Genomic DNA, 21148 nt, shown 5'->3' on the forward strand with positions numbered 1-21148 from the left:
CCTCTTCACTCAAAATCAAGCGCCGACAGCGGCCAGGGATTCCCGGGCCGCGGCCTCGACGGCTTCCGCCGTGATGCCGAACTCGCGGTACAGCGTCTGGTAGTCGGCGGAGGCCCCGAAGTGCTCCAGCGAGACGCTGCGGCCCGCGTCGCCGACGTACTGCTTCCAACCCGCGCCGACGCCCGCCTCGACGGAGACCCGCGCCTTGACCGCGGCCGGCAGCACCGACTCCTTATAGGCGGCGTCCTGCTCCTCGAACCATTCGGTGGACGGCATCGACACCACCCGGGTCGGGATGCCGTCGGCCTCCAGCGCCTCCCGGGCCTGGACCGCCAGCTGCACCTCCGAACCGGTGCCGATGAGGATCACCCGCGGCGTGCCGCCGGTGGCCTCGGCCAGCACGTAGCCGCCCTTGGCGGTGCCCTCGACCGCGTCCAGCGCCGAGCCCAGCGCCTCGTGGTCCCAGGTCGGGATGCCCTGGCGGGTCAGCGCGATGCCGACCGGGCCGCGGTCGTCGGTACCGGTGTGCTTCTCCATCAGCGCCTTCCAGGCGCCGACGGTCTCGTTCGCGTCGCCCGGGCGGACCACGGTCATGCCCGGGATCAGCCGCAGCGCGGCCACGTGCTCCACCGGCTGGTGGGTCGGGCCGTCCTCGCCCAGGCCGATCGAGTCGTGGGTCCAGACGTAGGTCACCGGCAGCTTCATCAGGGCCGCGAGACGCACCGCGGGCCGCATGTAGTCGGAGAACACCAGGAAGGTGCCGCCGAACGGCAGGGTGTTGCCGTGCACCGCGATACCGTTCAGGATCGAGCCCATCGCGTGCTCGCGGATGCCGAAGTGCAGGATCCGGCCGTAGGGCGAGGACTCGCCGAACTCGGTCTGGCCGTACACCGTCGGCAGGAAGGACTTGCCGCCCTTGATGGTGGTCAGGTTGGACTCGGCCAGGTCCGCCGACCCGCCCCACAGCTCCGGCACCGACTCGGCGATGGCCTGGATCACGGCCTCGGAGGCCTTGCGGGTGGCGACGTCCTTGCCGGGCTCGAAGCTGGGCAGCTTCTCGGCCCAGCCGGCCGGCAGCTCGCGGCGCGCGACGCGGTCGAACTCGGCCGCGCGCTGCGGGTTCTTGGTGCGCCAGGCGGCGAACTCGCCGTCCCACGCGGCGTGCGCGCCGGCGCCGCGGACGCCGACCTGGCGGGCGTGCGCGAGCACCTCCGGCGCGACCTCGAAGTGCTGGTCCGGGTCGAAGCCGATGACCTTCTTGGTGGCCGCGACCTCGGCCTCGCCCAGCGCCGCGCCGTGCGCCTTGCCGGTGTTCTGCAGGTTCGGCGCCGGCCACCCGATGATGGTGCGCAGCCGGATGATCGAGGGCCGGCCGGTCTCCGCCTCGGCCGCCAGCAGCGCCTGGTGCAGGGCCTGGACGTCCTCGTGGTACTCGCCGCCGCTGAGCCAGTCCACGTGCTGCACGTGCCAGCCGTAGGCCTCGTAGCGGTGCAGCACGTCCTCGCCGAAGGCCACCTTGGTGTCGCCCTCGATCGAGATGTGGTTGTCGTCGTAGACCACGACCAGGTTGCCCAGCTTCTGGTGCCCGGCGATCGAGGAGGCCTCGGAGGTGACGCCCTCCTCCAGGTCGCCGTCGGAGGCGAAGACGTAGATCGTGTGGTCGAACGGCGACTCGCCGGCCGGCGCGTCCGGGTCGAACAGGCCGCGCTCGTAGCGGGTGGCCATCGCCATGCCGACCGCGTTCGACAGGCCCTGGCCCAGCGGGCCGGTGGTGACCTCGATACCGGCGGTGTGGCCGTATTCCGGGTGGCCCGGGGTCAGCGAGCCCCACTGCCGGAAGTGGCGCAGGTCGTCGAGCTCCAGACCGAGGCCGGAGAAGTAGAGCTGGATGTACTGGGTGAGCGAGGAGTGGCCGCACGACAGGACGAAACGATCGCGGCCGACCCAGTGCGGGTCGGCCGGATCGAAGCGAAGGTGCCGCTGAAAGAGCAGGTAGGCCGCCGGGGCGAGGGACATGGCCGTCCCCGGGTGACCGTTACCGGTGTTCTGGACGGCGTCCATGGCCAAGGCGCGGACGGTGTCCACAGCGCGCTTGTCCAAGTCGGTCCACTCGAACGGGGTTGCGGTGCTTGCGGTGCTCACCGGAAGCGCTCCTTCGCAGTTCACGCGCCGAGGCCCCACGCTCGGGTACAGCAGCTGGGACCCCTGCGCATCATGATTCAGATCTCGTTTCGCCAGCCTACTCGGACCACAGGGGCATCGCGTTCCGAGTCAGCAGGTGGGATACGTACATAGGGCTAACTTGGGCAAAGGCTGAGGTGAAGGGTGTCTGAGAGGTTCGCTCTGTAGCCGGGCGGCATGCGCGGCGCGACTCAATGCGCGATAGGGCGACCCGCCGCATGCCCGGCGAGGGTGACGGTCTAAAGTTGCCTCTTGTCCGAATCAGGCATCCATGGAGGACGGGCTTTTGACCACGGTCGAGACTCCCGCGGCCACGGCTCCGTCCCGGGCCGTCGGCCCGTTGCCGGAAGGCCGGTCCGGGGACCGCGGCGGCCACGCCGCGGCGGTCGTCAAGGCGTACGTCGCCCTGACCAAGCCGCGCATCATCGAGCTGCTGCTGATCACCACCATCCCGGTGATGTTCCTGGCCTTGCGCCATGTTCCGCCACTGTGGCCGGTGATCGCGGTGACCGTCGGGGGCTACCTGTCGGCCGGCAGCGCCAACGCGCTGAACTGCTACGTCGACCGCGACATCGACGCCGAGATGCGGCGCACCCGCCGCCGTCCGGTGCCGGCCGCGTCCGTCACGCCGCACAACGCCCTGGTGTTCGGGCTCGTGCTCGGGGTCGTCTCCACGCTGTGGCTCGGCCTGTTCGTGAACTGGCTGTCCTCGGGCCTGGCGCTCGCCGCCAACGCCTTCTACGTGCTCGTCTACACGATGGTGCTCAAGCGGCGCACGCCGCAGAACATCGTGTGGGGCGGCGCGGCCGGGTGCTTCCCGGCGCTGATCGGCTGGACCGCCGCGACCGGGAAGCTCGCGTGGGCGCCGGTCGTGCTGTTCATGGTGGTCTTCCTGTGGACGCCGCCGCACTTCTGGGCGCTGGCGATCCGCTACAAGGAGGACTACGCGGCGGCCAAGGTGCCGATGCTGCCGGTCGTCGCCCCGGCGCGCGAGGTGACCCGGCAGATCGTCTGGTACTCCTACGCCACCGTCGCCTGTTCGCTGCTGCTGGGGCCGATCGGGCACACCGGCCTGGTCTATCCGATCGCGGCGGCCGTCCTCGGCGTGGTGTTCCTGGTCGAGGCGCACCGGCTGGACCTGCGGGCGCGGTCCGGCAAGGACGGGGCCGAGCTGCTGCCGATGCGGCTGTTCCACTTCTCGAACATGTACTTGGCACTGTTGTTCGTGGCCGCCGCGGTGAGCCCGCTCGTCGGCTGAGAACCAGTCCCAGCACCCCACTCGGCGCTCGACCCAGTAGTGCGCCTTCGCCTCGCGTGAGCGCTCGTTTCCACTAGCCTGTGGAAACGTGTATCGGCTGACCAATACCACCCAGCACTACGCCTGGGGATCGCCCAGGGCCATCAGCGACCTGCTCGGCCGGGAGCCCTCAGGGCAGCCCGAGGCCGAGCTCTGGATGGGCGCGCACCCCAGCGCCCCGTCCGGGATCGACGGCGGCGAGGCCACGCTGCTGGACTTCGTCTCCGCCGACCCGGTGGGGATGCTCGGCCCGCAGATCGCCGCCCGGTTCCAGAACCGGCTGCCGTTCCTGCTCAAGGTGCTCTCGGCGGCCAAGGCGCTGTCCATCCAGACCCATCCCACCCGGGCCCAGGCCGAGGCCGGCTACGCCGCCGAGCAGGAGCGCGGCGTCGCGGCCGGGGACCCGAACCGGAACTACGTGGACGACTGGCCCAAGCCGGAGATCCTGATGGCGCTCACCGACTTCGAGGCGCTGGCCGGCTGCCGGGACGCCGCCGACGCCGAGCGGGTGCTGGCCGCCGTGGTCGAGCTGGGCGTCGACGAGCTGGAGCCGCTGCGTGCCGAGCTCGCGGACCGCCCGCGGCCCGACACCGTGGCGGCGGTGATCGGCAAGCTGCTGGAGTGGCCCGCCGACACCCGGGAGCGGCTGGTCGCCGACGTCGTCGACGCCGCCGGCCGGGGCGCGGACAAGGACGGCGACCTGGCCGCCGACTTCGCCGCCGTGCTCCAGGTCGCCCGCGACTTCCCCGGCGACATCGGGCTGGTCGCCATGCTGCTGATGAAGCGCGTGGTGCTCAAGCCCGGCGAGGCCATCTTCCTGGAGGCCGGCGGCCTGCACGCCTACCTGCGCGGCACCGGGATCGAGCTGCTCGCCAACTCCGACAACGTGCTGCGCGCCGGGCTGACGCCCAAGCACATCGACGTCCCCGAGCTGCTGCGGGTCATGGACGCCTCGGTGCCGGTCCCGGTGCGCCGGGGCAAGGCGCTCGGGGCCGGGGTCGAGGAGTTCGACACCCCGGCGCCGGAGTTCCGGCTGTACCACGTGGTCCTGGACACCAAGACCACGCTGCGTGCCGATCTGCCGGGCACCGGGCCGCGGATCGTGCTGGCCCTGTCCGGCGAGGTCGAGCTGCGCGGCACCCGGGGCGCGCTGACCCTGACCCAGGGCGAGTCGGCCTTCGTGCCGGCTCGCGAAGGCGCGGTTGAGGTCTCGGGTCTGGCCGAGCTGGTGGTGGCCGCGCCCGGCGTCTGAGAACAGCGACCCACGCTGTAGTGCACGTATATATAGACGTGTCCCCGGCCTGCGAGCATCAGGCCGGGGACACGCTGTCGTTCAGGATGGTTCAGGCCGATTCCGGCCGCTCGCGCATGGCCAGCAGTACCCGCCAGGTCGCAACCCAGACCAGGGCCGCGCCGAACATGTGGATGCCGACCAGCAGCACCGGCAGGTGGGTGAAGTACTGGACGTAGCCGATCACGCCCTGCGCCATCAGCACCAGGAACAGGTCGCGGACCTTGGCAAGGATCCGGGGCGCCGCTCCGGTGGCCTTCAGCGCGAACCACAGCGCGATGGTCAGGCCGACCACCAGGAACACCAGGTCGGCGTGCAGCTGGGTGGCGTTGGCCGGGGTCAGCGGGAAGCGCTTGTTGCCCGGGTCGCCGGCCTTGGCGCCGGAGTGCGGGCCGCTGCCGGTGACCACGGTGCCGGCGGCGAGCAGGGCGGCGACCCCGGCCGTGAGCACATAGCCGAGCTGCCGCAGGATCGGCTGCACGGTCGGGGTCGGTGCGGCGTCGCCCGGCTCGTGGCTGCGGGTCCACAGCACGTAGGACAGCGCGACCATCGCCAGCGACACCAGCATGTGCACCGCGACCCAGATCGGGGCCAGGTGGGTGCGCACCGAGATGCCGCCGATGACCGCCTGCACCACCACGCCGGCGAACAGCAGCCAGGACAGCTTGATCAGGGCCGAGCGGCGCGGATGCCAGCGCAGGCACGCCACAAGCGCCGCGCCGACCGCGATCGAGACGCCGGGAGTCAGCATCCGGTTGGTGAACTCGACCGCGCCGTACGCGCCGAGCCGGCTGGTCGGGACCAGGCTGTCGTCGGTGCAGGTGGGCCAGGTCGGGCAGCCCAGGCCGGAACCGGTGAGCCGGACCGCGCCGCCGGTGACGATGATGCCGATGTTGGCGATCAGCGCGGCCAGGCAGGCCGCCTGGACGACGGCCGGGGTCGGGCGCCAGGCGAGCAGGCGGCGCGGGTCGGCGGCCCGGCGGCGGGGGACGGCCGGGGCGAGGGCGGCGGGACCCGCAGGACCCGCGGGACCTGCGGGGTCGACCGCCGGAGTGCTCGTGGCTGTGCCGGTCGCGTCCCCGGCGGTCTGCGTCATGGTCCTGCTACTCCCACTTGAAGGTCCGGGCGGCGGCCGCGATCGCGGCCACGGCCCAGGCGGCGAGGATACCGACGTTGGCCCAGGGCAGTGTGGCACCGTGCTGGAGCACGTCGCGCAGGCCGTTGGTGAGGGCGGTGATCGGGAGGGCGTCGAGCACGGGGCGTACGCCGGAGGGGAACTTCGACAGCGGGATGATCACTCCGCCGCCGGCCAGCAGCAGCAGGAAGACGAAGTTCGCCAGGCCCAGGGTGGCCTCGGCGCGCAGGGTGCCGGCCATCAGCAGGCCCAGGCCCGCGAAGGTCCCGGTGGCCAGCACCACCAGCAGCACCACCGCCAGCGGGTCGCCGTGCGGCTGCCAGCCCATGGCCAGCGCGATGACCGAGAGCAGCGCGATCTGGATGGCCTCCACGCACAGCACGCACAGCGCCTTGGCCACCACCAGGCCCCAGCGGGGCAGCGGCGTGGCGCCCATCCGCTTGAGCACGCCGTAGCGGCGCTCGAAGCCGGTGCCGATGGCCAGGCCGGTGAACGCCGTGGACAGCACCGCGGCGCCGAACAGGCCGGGGGTGTAGAAGTCGATGCGCTTGCCGGGCCCGTCGGTGGCGATCAGCGACTCCCCGGAGAACAGCACCATCATCAGCGCCGGGATCACGATGGTCAGCAGCAGCTGCTCCGGGTTGCGGAGCATCAGCCGGACCTCGTGCCCGGCCTGGGCCAGGATCATCCGGGACGCCGGGGCGGCGCCCGGCGCCGGGGCGAAGCTCAGCGGCGCGGCGGCGCGCGAGGCCTTCATGGCGCCGGTCTCGTCGGCGGAGGCGGTGGCGGTCAACGGAGTTCCCGTCCGGTCAGATCGAGGAAGACGTCTTCGAGGGTACGGCGTCCCACGCTCAGCCCTTGCGGCATCACGTCCTTGGCGGCACACCACGCGGTCACCCGGGCCAGCACGTCCGGGGTGATGTCGCCGCCCACGGTGTAGCCGCCGGGCGGCTGCTCGACCGCGCTCAGGCCGGCCGGCAGCCCGGCCAGCAGGTCGGCCAGGTCCAGGCCGGGCGGGGCGGTGAAGCGGATCGCGGTGTCCGCGGTCCCGTTCGCGGCGGCCAGGCCGGCCGGGGTGTCGTGGGCGATGACCCGGCCGGCGTCGACGATCGCCACCGAGTCGGCCAGCCGCTCGGCCTCGTCGAGCAGGTGGGTGGTGAGCACCACGGTGACGCCGTCCCGGCGCAGCTGCTCGATCAGCTCCCAGGTGGCGTGCCGGGCCTGCACGTCCAGCCCGGCGGTCGGCTCGTCCAGGAACACCAGCTCCGGCCGCCCGACCACGGCCAGGGCCAGCGACAGGCGCTGCTGCTGGCCGCCGGAGAGCCGGCGGAACGGGGTGCGGCCGGCCGAGCCGAGCCCGAGGCGCTCGATCAGGGCGCCGGTGTCCAGGGGGTTCGCGTAGAGCTTGGCGGTGTGCTCCAGCATCTCCACCGCGCGCACGGTCGGGTAGATGCCGCCGGACTGGAGCATCACCCCGATCCGGGGCCGCAGCCGCTCCCCCTCGGCGACCGGGTCCAGCCCGAGGACGCGGACGGTGCCGCCGTCGGGCTTGCGGTAGCCCTCGCAGCACTCGATGGTCGAGGTCTTCCCGGCCCCGTTCGGGCCGAGTACGGCGGTGATGGTCCCGGTCTCCACTTGGAGGTTCAAGCCGTCCACCGCGGTCTTCGCGCCGTACCTCTTGACCAGGCCGGTCACTTCTACGGCTGGTTGTCCCATAGCGGAGATTCTACGAAGCCTCGGCGGGGTGCTCGGCGCCGGGTGACGATGTTATGTGCGCCACACGCTGCGCGGGAGGGCTGCGAGCGGCACCAGGACGTGGGAAAGCGCACATCGGAGGATGCGCGAGGGGGCCGCGCCGGCCGCCGGGAACACCGGTGGGAGGGGCCCGCGCCGGAAGTCGTCATGCCGACCCGCGACCCCCGGGCCACACTGGGAAGCGCCCGGATCCCGCGGATCCGTGGGAGTGCTCCATCGTCCCCGCCGTCCTGGTCGACGGCCATCGGCGCGATCGTTCACTGAACCGGTTGAGAAGATCACTGGGCCGGTTCACGCCTTTCGCGCTGTGTAAGGGGCGCGGGTGCTCTCCCGCACGGTCAGCCGCGGGGTCGCCGTCCGCACGTCCCGCACCGACCCCGGTTCGTCGATCGCGGCCAGCAGCGTTGCCGCGACCTGGCCGCCCAGACCGAAGGTGTCGCGGCCCAGCGCCGTGACCGCCGGGTGCACGATGCGGGTGAGCAGGGAGTCCTCGAATGACACCACCGACAGCCCGGCCGGCACCGCCACGCCCATCTCCGCCGCCACCGCCAGGCCGGCGACCGCCATCACGTCCGAGTCGAAGATCACCGCGGTGGGGCGGCGCGGCCCGGCCAGCAGCGCGCGGGTCGCCGAGGCGCCCTGGGCGTCGCTGAAGTCGGTGGGCACCGAGAAGGCGTCGGCCAGGTGCAGGCGGCGGGCGCCGTCCTTCAGCGCCCGCATCCGGCGGCGGGTGTGGTGGAACGCCTCGTCGCCGGCGACGTGCGCGATCCGGCGGTGGCCGAGCGCGGCCAGGTAGTCGACCAGGGACAGCATCGCCTCGCGGTCGTCGGCCCAGACGCCGGGCAGCGTGCCGTGGCCGCTCGGGCCGCCGAGCACCACGGCCGGCACGCCCAGCTCCTCCAGCACCGGGACCCGCCGGTCGCGATAGTGCAGGTCCACCACGACGAAGCCGTCCACGTGCCGTTCGGAGGTCCAGCGCCGGTAGACCTCGATCTCGGCGGCGGTGTCCTCGACGATCATCAGGTGCAGCGCCACCGAGCGGGCCGAGAGCCCGGCTTGCAGCCCGGCGAGCAGCAGACCGAAGAACGGCTCGGCGCCGATGGTCTGCGCCGGCCTGGCCACCACCAGCCCGACGGCGTCGGCGCGGGCGCCGCCCAGGGCGCGCGCCGCCTTGTGCGGCCGCCAGTTCATCTCGGCGGCCGCCCGCAGGATGCGCTCGCGGGTGGCGGGACTTACCCCCGGGCGGTCGTTGAGCGCGAACGAGACGGCGCTCTTGGACACGCCGGCCCGGCGGGCGATGTCGTCGATGGTCGGTCTGGTCACGGTTCCCCCAGGGGTCGCTGCGGCGTGTCGGCCGCGGCGGCGAAAGGCGGTACGAGGCGGGCGGCGCTTTCCGGCGCGGCTCTTGACACCCCGGATCGAGCAGAGCATAGTCCCCATTTACTAGAGCGGTTTAGTAATCTCTCGGCAATCAGCTCCGCACTCCTGAACGACCCGAACGCTCCATTGAAGATCCCCTCACACTGCGAAGATCGGGAGTCATCACCATGCGCAGGACCACCGCGGTATCCGCTATAGCCGTGGCCGCGACGTTGCTGACCGCCGGCTGCGGCGTCGGCAGCAAGGCGTCGACGAAGGACGCCGACCGGACCGTCGCCACCACCGCGGCGCTGTCGGGCTCCATCACGTTCCAGACGTGGTCGTTGAAGAACGACAAGTTCACGCCGTACTTCACCAAGCTGATCGCGGACTTCAAGGCGGCGCACCCGGGCACCGACGTCAACTGGATCGACCAGCCCGGCGACGGCTACCCGACCAAGGTCACCAGCCAGGTGGCCACCGGCAGCCTGCCGGACGTGATCAACCTGCCGCCGGACATCGCGCACGCGGTGGCCAAGACCGGCAACCTGCTGGACTTGAGGAAGAACGTCCCGACGCTGGACACCGACTGGGTCAAGAGCGGCCTGAACGCCTACAGCTACCAGGACATCGACAAGGCGGGCTCGAACTTCGGCTTCCCCTGGTACCTCGGTACCGACGTGAGCTACTGGAACAAGGCGCTGATGGCCAAGGACGGCCTGGACGCCACCAAGCCCCCGAAGACCTTCGACGAGCTGGTCGCGCAGGCCAAGACCATGCACGACAACTCCGGCGGCAAGGACTACCTGATGTCCCGGGCCCCGGGCCTGTCGGACATCGCCAACACCGGCACCAAGCTGCTCAGCGACGACGGCACGAAGTTCGCCTTCAACACCGACCCGGCCGCGGCGATGCTGGACAAGTACACCCAGGCCTACAAGGCCGGCTACCTGCCCTCCAACGTCCTGGACAACGCCTACGAGGGCAACTCGGCGCTGTTCAGCAAGCAGCAGGTGGCCTGGACCACCGGCGGCGGCAACCTGATCACCAGCCTGAAGCAGGACAACCCGTCGCTGGCCGAGAACGTCCTGCCCTCGCCGGCGCTGGACACCGCGCCGCTCTACGTGCAGGGCCTGTCGGTGGCCAGCAGGAGCAAGAACCTGCCGCTGGCCCTGGCCTTCGCCGAGTTCGTCACGAACAACGAGAACCAGGTCGCGTTCATCAAGCTGGCCCCGGGCTTCCTGCCCGGCTCGGCCGCCTCCGCCGACGACCCGGAGTACAGCAAGAGCGACGGCACGCCGCAGGGTGACGCCTCGGTGATCGCGTACAAGGATCTGACCACCGCGGTGAACTTCACGCCGCCGATCTGGACCGACGCGATGAACACCGTCCTGAACCAGGAGATCGCCAAGGCGATGACCGGCAAGGAGTCCGCCAAGCAGGCGCTGGACAACACCGTCAACCAGGCGAACGCGCTGCTCAGCCAGTGAGCTCGGCTCTCCCGTCCTGATTTCTCGAGAGAAGAGTGAAGAGGAAGCCGATGAGGTCCCACCGGTTCTACACGCCCTGGCTGTTGATGCTCCCGGCGCTGATCTGGCTCGCGCTGTTCAGCGTGTGGCCGGCCGTCAACACGATCACGTTGTCGTTCACCAACGTGCACCAGCTGACCGGTGGGCACTTCATCGGCCTCAAGAACTACTGGCTGCTCTGGCACGACCCGCACATCCGGGACGCGGTGGTGAACACGATCATCTTCATGGTGGTCTGCGTCCCGCTGCTGACCGTGCTGCCGCTGCTGCTGGCCCTGCTGGTGCAGCGGCAGATCCCCGGCATCGCCTTCTTCCGGACCGCGTTCTACTTCCCGGTCATCGCCTCGGCGGTGACCGTGGCGCTGATCTGGAAGTGGCTGCTCGACGACCGCGGCCTGATCAACAACCTGGCGCAGTCGCTGGGCTTCCTGCACAAGACCATCCCGTTCCTGACCGACCGTTGGCTGCTGCTGCTGTCCGCGGTGGCGCTGACCGTGTGGAAGGGACTGGGCTACTACATGGTGCTGTACATGTCCGCGCTCGGCAGCGTGCGCCGGGACCTGCACGAGGCGGCCGCGGTGGACGGCGCCGGGTCGGTGCGCCGGTTCTGGAGCGTCACCGTGCCCGGGGTGCGCGGCACCATGATCCTGATCTCCGTGCTGATCGCGGTGAACGCGATGCGGGTGTTCACCGAGCTCTACATCCTCGGCGGCCGCACCGGCGGCGTCGGCGGCCAGGACGTCTCGATCGTGATGCTGGTCCAGCAGGCCGCCTCCGGCAGCGACGGCCGCCTCGGCTACGCCAGCGCCATCAGCGTGTTCCTGTTCTTCCTGACCGCGATCCCGCTGCTGTTCCTCACCCGCCTGAACAAGCACGCGCAGGAGGAATCCTGATGACCGCGACCACCGCCGACGAGCCCCGCGAGCTCCAGGAGCGCCGCGTCGCACCGCGCGGGCGCGCGCTGCCCCATCCCGACCGCAAGGGCCGCTCGCCGATCTTCGACGCGCCGACCCGGACCGGTCTGGTCTTCCGCTACCTCATCCTGACGATCGTGCTGCTGGTCTCGATCGGCCCCATGCTGTGGGAGCTGTCGACCGCGCTGAAAAGCAAGACCGAGGACGTCTTCACCCAGAGCATCCACCTGCTGCCGCGGCACCCGACGCTGGACAACTTCGGCCAGGTGCAGCGGACCATCCCGGTCTGGCACTTCGCGGTCAACTCGCTGACCGTGGCGTTCGTCAACGTCGCCGGCAACGTCGTCGGCGCCACCCTGGCCGGGTACGTGCTCGCGCGGCTGAAGTTCAAGGGCCGCAAGCTGCTGCTCGGGGTGTTCGTCTCGACGCTGATCCTGCCCGCCGAGGTCACGATCATCTCCAAGTTCCAGTTCATCACCAACCTGGGCCTGGGCGACACGCTGCTGGGCGTCTGCCTGCCGGACATGATCGCGATGACCAACGTGCTGCTGATGCGCAACGCGTTCCTGGCGCTGCCCAAGGAGGTCGAGGAGGCCGCGATCATCGACGGCGCCAACGCCGTGCAGCGGCTGCGGTTCATCGGCATCCCGGCAGTCAAGGGCGTGCTCAGCGTCATCTCGATCTTCGCCTTCATCGGCGCCTGGGACGACTTCTTGTGGCCGCTGTTGGTGCTCCAGACCCCGGACAAGCTCACGCTGACCGTCGGCCTGTCCTATCTGGACGGCCAGTGGTCCCACGACCCGCGGGTGATCGCGGCCGGCACGATGATCGCGCTGATCCCGATCCTGGCGCTGTTCCTGGGCTTGCAGCGGTACTTCTTCCGCGGAGTGGCCGAGGGCGCCATCAAGGGCTGATCCGGCTGATCCGCGCCCGGCGTCCCGGGCCTTCGCACCGCACCGAGCACGCGTACCCAGCACCCGCACCCAGCACGCGTACCCAGCACACGCACACTCACAAGGGACCAGCCCCGGATATGACCGCAGACCCGCAGGCTCCGGCCGCCGCCCCGCGCTTCGGCGTCAACTACACCCCGAGCGCCGGGTGGTTCCACCACTGGCTCGACTTCGACCTCGACGCCGTGCGCGCCGACCTGGACTCGATCGCCGCGCTGGGCCTGGACCACGTGCGGGTGTTCCCGCTGTGGCCGCTGTTCCAGCCCAACCGCACGCTGATCCGCCCGCGCGCGGTGGAGCAGCTGGTGGCGCTGGCCGACGCCGCGGGGGAGCGCGGGCTGGACGTCAACGTCGACGGCCTCCAGGGCCACCTGTCCAGCTTCGACTTCCAGCCGTCCTGGATCACCAGCTGGCACCGCCGGAACATGTTCACCGACCCGGACGTCCTGGCCGGGGAGGCCGAGTACCTGCGCACCCTGGCCGCGGCGCTGGCCGACCGGCCCCACTTCATCGGCCTGACGCTGGGCAACGAGACCAACCAGTTCTCCGGCGACCCGCACCCGGACCCCGACCGGATCACCCCCGCGCAGGCCGCCGCCTGGCTGGACCGGATGCTCGAGGCCTGCGAGCAGGGCGCCCCGGGCAAGTTCCACCTGCACTGTTCCTATGACGCCGCCTGGTACCTCGACGACCATCCGTTCACCCCGGCGCACTCCGCCCGGCAGGGCGCCGCGACCACGATCCACTCCTGGGTGTTCAACGGCACCCAGCAGCGCTACGGCTCGGACTCCACGGCCGTGGCGCACCACGCCGAGTACCTGATCGAACTCTCGAAGGCCTGGGCCGTGGACCCGCACCGGCCGGTGTGGCTCCAGGAGGTCGGGGCGCCGCAGCCGCACATCCCGGCCGACCGGGCCGCCGAGTTCACCCGGGCCACCGTGGCCCACGCCCTGGACTGCCCGGACCTGTGGGGGATCACCTGGTGGTGCTCGCACGACGTGGACCGCGCGCTGGCCGACTTCCCGGAGCTGGAGTACAGCCTGGGGCTGCTGACCACGGGCCGCGAGCCCAAGCCGGCCGGGCTGGAGCTGGCGAAGATCGCCGGCCAGACCCGCGCGCACTGGACGCCGCCGGCCCCGCGCACCACCGCGCTGGCCGTCGATCTGCCCGAGGCCGTGACGGCGCGCGCCGTCTGCGCGCCCGGCGGGAGTTTCTACGAGGCCTACATGCGCCTGCTGGAGGTCGGTGTGCGCCCGGCCGTGGTGCTGGAAGGCCTCGCCGAGGATAAGAATCATCTGACTGCACGCGGCATCACCGAGGTGCTGACGGTCGAGGACGTTTGGAGCAATCGCGATGCACGATAACCGGGCCTTGGTGGAGCAGCGGCTCAAGCGTGTCCTGGAGGAGCGCATCGCGCCGGCGGTCTACCCGGAATCGGTTCCGCTGACCGCTGCGATCTGGGTCGCCCCGGGCGAGCCGGTGCCGGTGGCCGAGGGTCTGGCGGCGCCTCGCGAGCCGATAGCGGTGGGCGCGAAGTGGGGCGCCCCGTGGGGGACCAGCTGGCTCACCGTCGAGGGCACGGTCCCGGCCGAGTGGGCCGGGAAGACCGTCGAGGCGATCATCGACCTCGGATTCGACCAGAACATGCCCGGCTTCCAGTGCGAGGGCCTGGTCTACCGGCCCGACGGCTCGCCGGTGAAGGGCCTGAACCCCCGTAACCAGTGGGTGCGGGTGGCCGAGCGCGCGGCCGGCGGCGAAGAGGTGCTGCTGCATGTCGAGGCGGCCTCCAACCCGGTGATCCTGGACTACCACCCCTTCCTGCCGACGCTGCTCGGCGAGAAGGAGACGGCCGGCGACCAGCCGCAGTACCGGCTGGAGCGGCTGGACCTGGCGGTCTTCGACGAGACCGTGTGGAACCTGGTCGCCGATCTGGAAGTGCTCGGCGAGCTGATGCTGGAGCTGCCAGAGGACTCGGCGCGCCGGTACGAGATCGTGCGCGCCGTCGAGCAGGCGCTGGACGCGATCGACCTGCAGGACGTGAACGCCACCGCCGCCGCGGCGCGCGAGTGCCTGGCGCCGGTGCTGGCCAAGCCCGCCGTGCCCTCGGCACACCGGATCTCCGCCGTCGGCCACGCGCACATCGACTCGGCATGGCTGTGGCCGCTGCGCGAGACGGTCCGCAAGGTCGCGCGCACCACCGCGAACATGACCGCGCTGCTGGCCGACGAGCCGGACTTCATCTACACGATGTCGCAGGCCGCGCAGTACGACTTCATCAAGACCCACCGCCCCGAGGTCTACGAGAAGGTGAAGAAGGCGGTGGCCGACGGCCGCTTCGTGCCGGCCGGCGGCATGTGGGTGGAGTCGGACACGAACATGCCCGGCTCGGAGGCGATGGCCCGGCAGTTCGTGCACGGCAAGCGCTTCTTCCTGGAGGAGTTCGGCGTCGAGAACGACGAGGCCTGGCTGCCGGACACTTTCGGCTTCGCCGGCGGCCTGCCGCAGATCATCAAGGCGGCCGGCTCGAAGTGGCTGTTGACGCAGAAGATCTCCTGGAGCCGGATCAACAAGTTCCCGCACCACACGTTCTTGTGGGAGGGCGTCGACGGCACCCGGATCTTCACGCACTTCCCGCCGATCGACACGTACAACTGCTCGATGAAGGGCAGCGAGATCGCGCATGCCGCGCGCAACTTCAAGGACAAGGGCCGCGCGTCGGTGTCGCTGGCCCCGACCGGCTGGGGCGACGGCGGCGGCGGGACCACCCGCGAGATGATCGCCAAGGCCAAGCGGATGCGGGACCTGGAGGGCTCGGCGAAGGTCGAGTGGGAGAAGCCCGCGGACTTCTTCGCCAAGGCCGAGGCCGAATATCAGAACCCGCCGGTGTGGGTGGGGGAGCTGTACCTGGAGCTGCACCGGGCGACGCTGACCAGCCAGGCCGGGACGAAGCAGGGGAACCGGCGCAGCGAGCACCTGTTGCGCGAGGCCGAGCTGTGGGCCGCGACGGCGGCGGTGCGGAGCGGCTCCGAATATCCCCACGAGCAGCTGGACCGGATCTGGAAGACAGTTCTGCTGCACCAGTTCCACGACATCCTGCCGGGGTCGTCGATCGCGTGGGTGCACCGCGAGGCGGAGGCCACCTACCGGCGGCTCGGCGAGGAGCTGGAAGGGATCATCGGCGCGGCGCAGGCCGAACTCGTCGGCGCCGGGGACGGCGAGGTGCTGTTCAACAGCACGCCGCACCTCCGGTCCGGGGTCCCGGCCGGTGCCGCGGCGGCCGTCGCCGACGCCGAGCCGGTCGCGGCGGCGCCGCGCGCGTCCGGCGGCTACATCCTGGACAACGGCCTGGTCCGGGTCGAGATCGACGGCTCCGGCCTGGTGGTGTCGGTGGTCGACCGCGCGGACGGCCGGGAGGCCGTGGCGCCGGGCTCGGCGGCGAACCTGCTCCAGATCCACCCGGACTTCCCGAACATGTGGGACGCCTGGGACGTCGACGAGTTCTACCGCAACACGGTCACGGACCTGACCGGTGCCGACGCCGTCGAGGCCGTGCCCGGCGGGGTGCGGGTGACCCGGACCTTCGGCGCGTCGCGGGCCGAGCAGACACTGTCCCTCGTGGCCGGCGCCAAGCGCCTGGACCTCGCGACCGAGGTGGACTGGCACGAGACCGAGAAGTTCCTCAAGCTGGCGTTCCCCCTGGACATCCACGCCGACCGCTACGCCTCCGAGACGCAGTTCGGCCACCTCTTCCGGCCGACGCACACCAACACCTCGTGGGAGGCCGCGAAGTTCGAGGCCTGCAACCACCGGTTCGTGCACTTCGAGGAGCCGGGCTGGGGGGTCGCCCTGGTCAGCGGTTCGACCTACGGCCACGACGTCACCCGCACCGTGCGGGAGGACGGCGGCACCACCACCACGGCCCGCGTCTCGCTGCTGCGCGCGCCGCGCTTCCCGGCCCCGGAGACCGACCAGGGCGTGCACCGGTTCCGGCACGCGCTGGTGGTGGGCGCCGGCATCGGCGACGCGGTGCGGGAGGGGTACGCGGTGAACCTGGCCGAGCGGCGGGTCGCGGGCTCCGGCGTGGTCGAACCTTTGTTCGCCATCGACAACGACGCCGTCGTCGCCTCCGCGATCAAGCTCGCCGACGACCGCGGCGGCGACGTCGTGCTGCGCGTCTACGAGGCGCACGGCGGCCGGGCCGCGGCGCGCATCACCCCGAACTTCGGGTTCTCGGGCCTGGAGATCTGCGATTTGCTTGAGCGGCCGATCAGCCGAGAGGGTGTGTCGGTGGAGTCCGAGGGCGACACGCTCCGGCTGGGCCTGCGGCCCTTCCAGCTCGTCACGCTCCGCTTCATCCGCGCTGACCTCTCCACCGGCACCTCGGAGGCCTGAACCGCATGGACGTCCTGACCACCTACGCCGCCGACCCCGCGCGCTACGACGGCCGGATGCCGTACCGGCGCACCGGGAACAGCGGGCTGAAACTGCCCGTGGTCTCGCTCGGGCTGTGGCACAACTTCGGCGACACCAAGCCGCTGGCCGACCAGCGGGCCATCCTGCGGCGCGCCTTCGACCTCGGGATCACCCACTTCGACCTGGCGAACAACTACGGACCGCCGTACGGCTCGGCCGAGATCAACTTCGGCCGGGTGTTCGCACAGGACTTCCGGCCCTACCGGGACGAGATGGTGATCTCGACCAAGGCCGGCTACGACATGTGGCCCGGGCCGTACGGCGAGTGGGGCTCGCGCAAGTACCTGCTGGCCTCGCTCGACCAGTCGCTGGCCCGGATGGGCCTGGACCACGTCGACATTTTCTACTCGCACCGCTTCGACCCGGAGACTCCGCTGGAGGAGACGATGGGCGCGCTGGCCACCGCGGTGCAGCAGGGCAAGGCGCTCTACGTCGGCATCTCGTCGTACACCGCCGAGAAGACCCGGGAGGCGGCGGAGATCCTGCGCGGGATGGGCGTGCGGGCTCTGATCCACCAGCCGTCGTACTCGATCCTGAACCGCTGGATCGAGAAGGACTCGCTGCTCGACGCCACCGCCGAGGCCGGGATGGGCTGCATCGCCTTCAGCCCGTTGCAGCAGGGCCTGCTCACCTCGCGCTACCTGGACGGCACCGTCCCGGCCGGCTCGCGCGCCTCGGTCGGGCACTTCCTGAAGGAGGCCGCCCTGACGCCGGAGCTGCTGGAGCGCCTGCGCGGGCTGAACGACCTGGCCGCCAAGCGCGGGCAGTCGCTGGCGCAGATGGCCACGCAGTGGGTCTTCCGCGACCCGCGGATGACCTCGGCGCTGATCGGGGCCTCGTCGGTCAAGCAGCTGGAGGAGAACGTGGCCGCGGTGTCCGGGCCGGAGTTCTCCGCCGAGGAGCTGGCCGCGATCGACACGCTGGCCCTGGGCTGACCGGACCGGCGCGCCGCCGCTTTTCGAAACCGCCGCCGAGCTGGAGATCCTGAGCCCCCAGCTCGGCGGCTTCTCCCATCTAAGAGCATTCCGGAGGCAGTGTGTACGCGGCCATCGACATCGGCGGCACGAAAATCGCGGCGGGCCTGGTCGACAGCGGGGGCGAGCTGCTCGCCCGGCACGAGCACCCGACGCCCGCCGAGGAGCCGGTGACGGCGGTCGAGGCCCTGCTCGGGCGGCTGATGGCGGATCCGCGCTGGGAGCGGGTGCGGGCGGTCGGGATCGGCAGCGCCGGGCCCATCGACGCGGCCAAGGGCACGATCAGCCCGGTGAACATCCCCGCCTGGCGCGATTTCCCGCTGGTCGCCCGGGTGGCCGAGGCCACCGACCGGCCGGTGACCCTGGCCGGGGACGGCGTGGCGATGGCGGCCGGCGAGCACTGGCGCGGGGCGGCCCGGGGCCGCGAGAACGCGCTGTGCATGGTCGTCTCGACCGGCGTCGGCGGCGGCCTGATCCTGGGCGGCCGGCTCCGGCCGGGCCCCAGCGGCAACGCCGGCCACATCGGCCACATGTGCGTGGAGCTGGACGGGCCGCCGTGCCCCTGCGGTTCGCGCGGCTGCCTGGAGGTCGTCGCCAGCGGCACGGCGATCGCCGCCCGCGTGGGGAGCACGTCGGCGATCGAGGTCGCCGAGGCGGCGCGGGCCGGCGACGCGGCGGCCCTGGCCTCGTTCGATCTGTCGGCCAAGGCCCTGGCGGCGGCCATCGCCGGCACCGCGGCGCTGGTGGACATCGAGACCGCGGTGATCGGCGGCGGCGTGTCGAAGGCCGGCGACCTGCTGTTCGGCCCGCTGCGCGAGCATTTGAAGGAGTACGCGCGGCTGTCGTTCACGCGCGACGTGACCGTGCAGACGGCGGCGCTCGGGGGCGACGCGGGCTTGATCGGCGCGGCGGCTCTGGTCGGGCACGCCGAGGTGTAGCGGGGTAGCCGAGGCGTTGCGGCCGCCCGCTGCCGAGCCGTCGGAGCGCCAGGCGTAGGCTCGGGGCGGCCGCTGTTCGCCGGGTGTTCACCGCGCGTGAATTACGTCACAGTCGCGTGACTTATTAGGTCTCCCTTACTTGGTACGCGGGAACGAATAAAGGCACACTGGTGTTGTGGAAAGCGTGCCGAACCAGATCGCCAGTGTGTCGTCGTCCGCCGACGATGCCTCTGACGTGCACGTCGGTACCCGCAACCGGGTCGCGCGCTCGATTCTCGCGAACGGGCCCTCGACCGCCGTCGATCTCGGCAAGCGGCTGAAGATGACCCCCGCCGGCGTGCGTCGGCATCTTGACGCCCTGCTCGCCGAGAACCTGGTCGAGGCGCGGCAGCAGCGGACCTACGGGCAGCGCGGCCGCGGCCGTCCGGCCAAGGTGTTCGCGCTCACCGACCGCGGCCGGGGCGTTTTCTACCAGGCCTACGACCAGCTCGCTGTCGAAGCCCTGAAGTTCCTGGCCGACAACGCCGGGAGCGACGCGGTGGACGCCTTCGCGCGCAAGCGCGTCGCCGAGCTCGCCGACCGCTTCCGCGAACGGCTCCAGGGCGTGCCCGCCGAGGAGCGGCCGGCGCTGCTGGCCAAGCTCCTCACCGAGGAGGGATACGCCGCCACGCTGCGCGAGTCCGGCAAGGCTCCGGCCGCCGGCGGGCAGCTGTGCCAGCACCACTGCCCGGTGGCGCACGTCGCCGAGCAGTTCCCGCAGTTGTGCGAGGCCGAGACCGAGGCCTTCGCCGAACTGCTGGGCACCCATGTCCAACGACTCGCGACCATCGCCCACGGCGACGGCGTCTGTACGACTTTCATCCCGATGACAGCTTCAGCCACCGGGACCAGCAAGACCACCGAGGCTTCCGGAGGGAACGCATCATGACCACCACCTCGCACGAGCAGCTCGAAGGCCTCGGGACCTACGAGTACGGCTGGGCCGACTCGGACGTCGCGGGCGCCGCGGCGCGCCGCGGCCTGAACGAGGACGTCGTCCGCGACATCTCCGCGAAGAAGAACGAGCCGGAGTGGATGCTCCAGATGCGGCTGCGCGGGCTGCGGCTGTTCGAGAAGAAGCCGATGCCGGTGTGGGGCGCCGACCTGGGCGGCATCGACTTCGACAACATCAAGTACTTCGTCCGCTCCACCGAGAAGCAGGCCGCTTCCTGGGACGAGCTGCCCGAGGACATCAAGAACACCTACGACAAGCTCGGCATCCCGGAGGCGGAGAAGCAGCGCCTGATCGCCGGTGTCGCCGCGCAGTACGAGTCCGAGGTCGTCTACCACCAGATCAACAAGGAGCTGGAGGAGCAGGGTGTCATCTTCCTGGACACCGACACCGCTCTGAAGGAGTACCCGGAGCTGTTCCGCGAGCACTTCGCGACGGTGATCCCGACCGGGGACAACAAGTTCTCCGCGCTGAACACCGCGGTGTGGTCCGGCGGGTCGTTCATCTACGTCCCCAAGGGCGTGCACGTCCAGATCCCGCTCCAGGCCTACTTCCGGATCAACACCGAGAACATGGGCCAGTTCGAGCGGACCCTGATCATCGCCGACGAGGACTCCTACGTCCACTACGTCGAGGGCTGCACCGCCCCGGTCTACTCCTCGGACTCGCTGCACTCGGCGGTCGTGGAGATCGTGGTGAAGAAGAACGCCCGCGTCCGCTACACCACCATCCAGAACTGGTCGAACAACGTCTACAACCTGGTGACCAAGCGGGCCGCCGCGCAGGCCGGCGCCACCATGGAGTGGATCGACGGCAACATCGGCTCCAAGGTGACGATGAAGTACCCGGCGGTCTGGCTGCTCGGCGAGCACGCCAAGGGCGAGACGCTGTCCGTCGCCTTCGCCGGCGAGGGCCAGCACCAGGACGCCGGCGCCAAGATGGTGCACGCCGCGCCGCACACCTCCTCGACGATCATCTCCAAGTCGGTGGCCCGCGGCGGCGGCCGCACCTCCTACCGCGGCCTGGTCCAGGTCCAGGAGGGCGCGCACCACAGCAAGTCCACCGTGAAGTGCGACGCGCTGCTGGTCGACACCGTCTCCCGCTCCGACACCTACCCCTACGTGGACGTCCGCGAGGACGACGTGTCCATGGGCCACGAGGCGACGGTCTCCAAGGTCAGCGAGGACCAGCTGTTCTACCTGATGAGCCGCGGCATGACCGAGGACGAGGCGATGGCGATGATCGTGCGCGGCTTCGTCGAGCCGATCGCCCGGGAGCTGCCGATGGAGTACGCGCTGGAGCTCAACCGGCTCATCGAGCTGCAGATGGAAGGCGCCGTCGGCTGATCGCGGCCGACC

General features: G+C 71.0%; 16 protein-coding genes. 11 read left to right on the top strand and 5 right to left on the bottom strand.

Annotated features, from left to right (window positions below):
• Positions 1–15: 15 nt before the first annotated feature.
• A complete protein-coding gene (tkt, locus tag ABD481_RS12770) occupies positions 16–2142 on the bottom strand; it encodes a transketolase (RefSeq protein ID WP_344665821.1) in 2127 nt (708 codons plus the stop codon).
• Between the two features lie 310 nt (positions 2143–2452).
• Here tkt and ABD481_RS12775 point away from each other — a divergent pair, with 310 nt between their 5' ends.
• The gene (locus ABD481_RS12775; RefSeq protein ID WP_344665822.1) at positions 2453–3439 is read left to right on the top strand and encodes a heme o synthase; all 987 of its coding nucleotides are present in this window, start codon (positions 2453–2455) and stop codon (positions 3437–3439) included.
• An 88-nt stretch (positions 3440–3527) separates the two neighbouring features.
• Entirely contained in the window at positions 3528–4730 is a 1203-nt protein-coding gene (gene manA, locus ABD481_RS12780; protein ID WP_344665823.1) for a mannose-6-phosphate isomerase, class I, read from the top strand.
• Between the two features lie 91 nt (positions 4731–4821).
• Here the strand turns inward: manA and ABD481_RS12785 are convergent, their stop codons facing one another.
• The 4 genes from ABD481_RS12785 to ABD481_RS12800 all read right to left on the bottom strand — a co-directional run bounded on the left by ABD481_RS12785 (position 4822) and on the right by ABD481_RS12800 (position 8982).
• Entirely contained in the window at positions 4822–5865 is a 1044-nt protein-coding gene (locus tag ABD481_RS12785; RefSeq protein ID WP_344665824.1) for a COX15/CtaA family protein, read from the bottom strand.
• Positions 5866–5872: 7 nt separating this feature from the next.
• The gene (locus ABD481_RS12790; protein WP_344665905.1) at positions 5873–6661 is read right to left on the bottom strand and encodes an ABC transporter permease; all 789 of its coding nucleotides are present in this window, start codon (positions 6659–6661) and stop codon (positions 5873–5875) included.
• A 32-nt stretch (positions 6662–6693) separates the two neighbouring features.
• Positions 6694–7620 carry an ABC transporter ATP-binding protein gene (locus ABD481_RS12795; RefSeq protein WP_344665825.1) on the bottom strand — a complete coding sequence of 309 codons (927 nt, stop codon included), beginning with the start codon at positions 7618–7620 and terminating at the stop codon, positions 6694–6696.
• A 330-nt stretch (positions 7621–7950) separates the two neighbouring features.
• Entirely contained in the window at positions 7951–8982 is a 1032-nt protein-coding gene (locus ABD481_RS12800; protein ID WP_344665826.1) for a LacI family DNA-binding transcriptional regulator, read from the bottom strand.
• Positions 8983–9206: 224 nt separating this feature from the next.
• Between ABD481_RS12800 and ABD481_RS12805 the strand changes: the two genes are divergently transcribed.
• The 9 genes from ABD481_RS12805 to sufB all read left to right on the top strand — a co-directional run bounded on the left by ABD481_RS12805 (position 9207) and on the right by sufB (position 21136).
• Entirely contained in the window at positions 9207–10508 is a 1302-nt protein-coding gene (locus tag ABD481_RS12805; protein WP_344665827.1) for an ABC transporter substrate-binding protein, read from the top strand.
• 50 nt (positions 10509–10558) lie between these two features.
• Positions 10559–11440 carry a carbohydrate ABC transporter permease gene (locus tag ABD481_RS12810; protein ID WP_344665828.1) on the top strand — a complete coding sequence of 294 codons (882 nt, stop codon included), beginning with the start codon at positions 10559–10561 and terminating at the stop codon, positions 11438–11440.
• Positions 11440–12375 carry a carbohydrate ABC transporter permease gene (locus tag ABD481_RS12815; RefSeq protein WP_344665829.1) on the top strand — a complete coding sequence of 312 codons (936 nt, stop codon included), beginning with the start codon at positions 11440–11442 and terminating at the stop codon, positions 12373–12375. Before ABD481_RS12810 ends, ABD481_RS12815 begins: the two co-directional genes overlap by 1 nt.
• A gap of 119 nt (positions 12376–12494) precedes the next feature.
• A complete protein-coding gene (locus tag ABD481_RS12820; protein WP_344665830.1) occupies positions 12495–13778 on the top strand; it encodes a glycoside hydrolase 5 family protein in 1284 nt (427 codons plus the stop codon).
• A complete protein-coding gene (locus ABD481_RS12825; protein WP_344665831.1) occupies positions 13768–16806 on the top strand; it encodes an alpha-mannosidase in 3039 nt (1012 codons plus the stop codon). The genes ABD481_RS12820 and ABD481_RS12825 overlap by 11 nt, the downstream gene beginning before the upstream one ends.
• Positions 16807–16811: 5 nt before the next feature.
• A complete protein-coding gene (gene mgrA / locus ABD481_RS12830; protein ID WP_344665832.1) occupies positions 16812–17822 on the top strand; it encodes an L-glyceraldehyde 3-phosphate reductase in 1011 nt (336 codons plus the stop codon).
• A gap of 101 nt (positions 17823–17923) precedes the next feature.
• Complete coding sequence (locus ABD481_RS12835; protein WP_344665833.1) at positions 17924–18799, top strand: ROK family protein; 876 nt, start codon at positions 17924–17926, stop codon at positions 18797–18799.
• Between the two features lie 196 nt (positions 18800–18995).
• Complete coding sequence (locus ABD481_RS12840) at positions 18996–19727, top strand: helix-turn-helix transcriptional regulator (RefSeq protein WP_344665906.1); 732 nt, start codon at positions 18996–18998, stop codon at positions 19725–19727.
• Positions 19724–21136, top strand: coding sequence for a Fe-S cluster assembly protein SufB (sufB, locus tag ABD481_RS12845; protein WP_344665834.1), 1413 nt, complete (start codon positions 19724–19726; stop codon positions 21134–21136). The genes ABD481_RS12840 and sufB overlap by 4 nt, the downstream gene beginning before the upstream one ends.
• The last annotated feature ends 12 nt before the right edge of the window (positions 21137–21148 follow it).

Origin of the sequence: Catenulispora yoronensis, from assembly GCF_039531695.1 — a bacterium.
GTDB classification, from domain to species: Bacteria; Actinomycetota; Actinomycetes; order Streptomycetales; family Catenulisporaceae; genus Catenulispora; species Catenulispora yoronensis.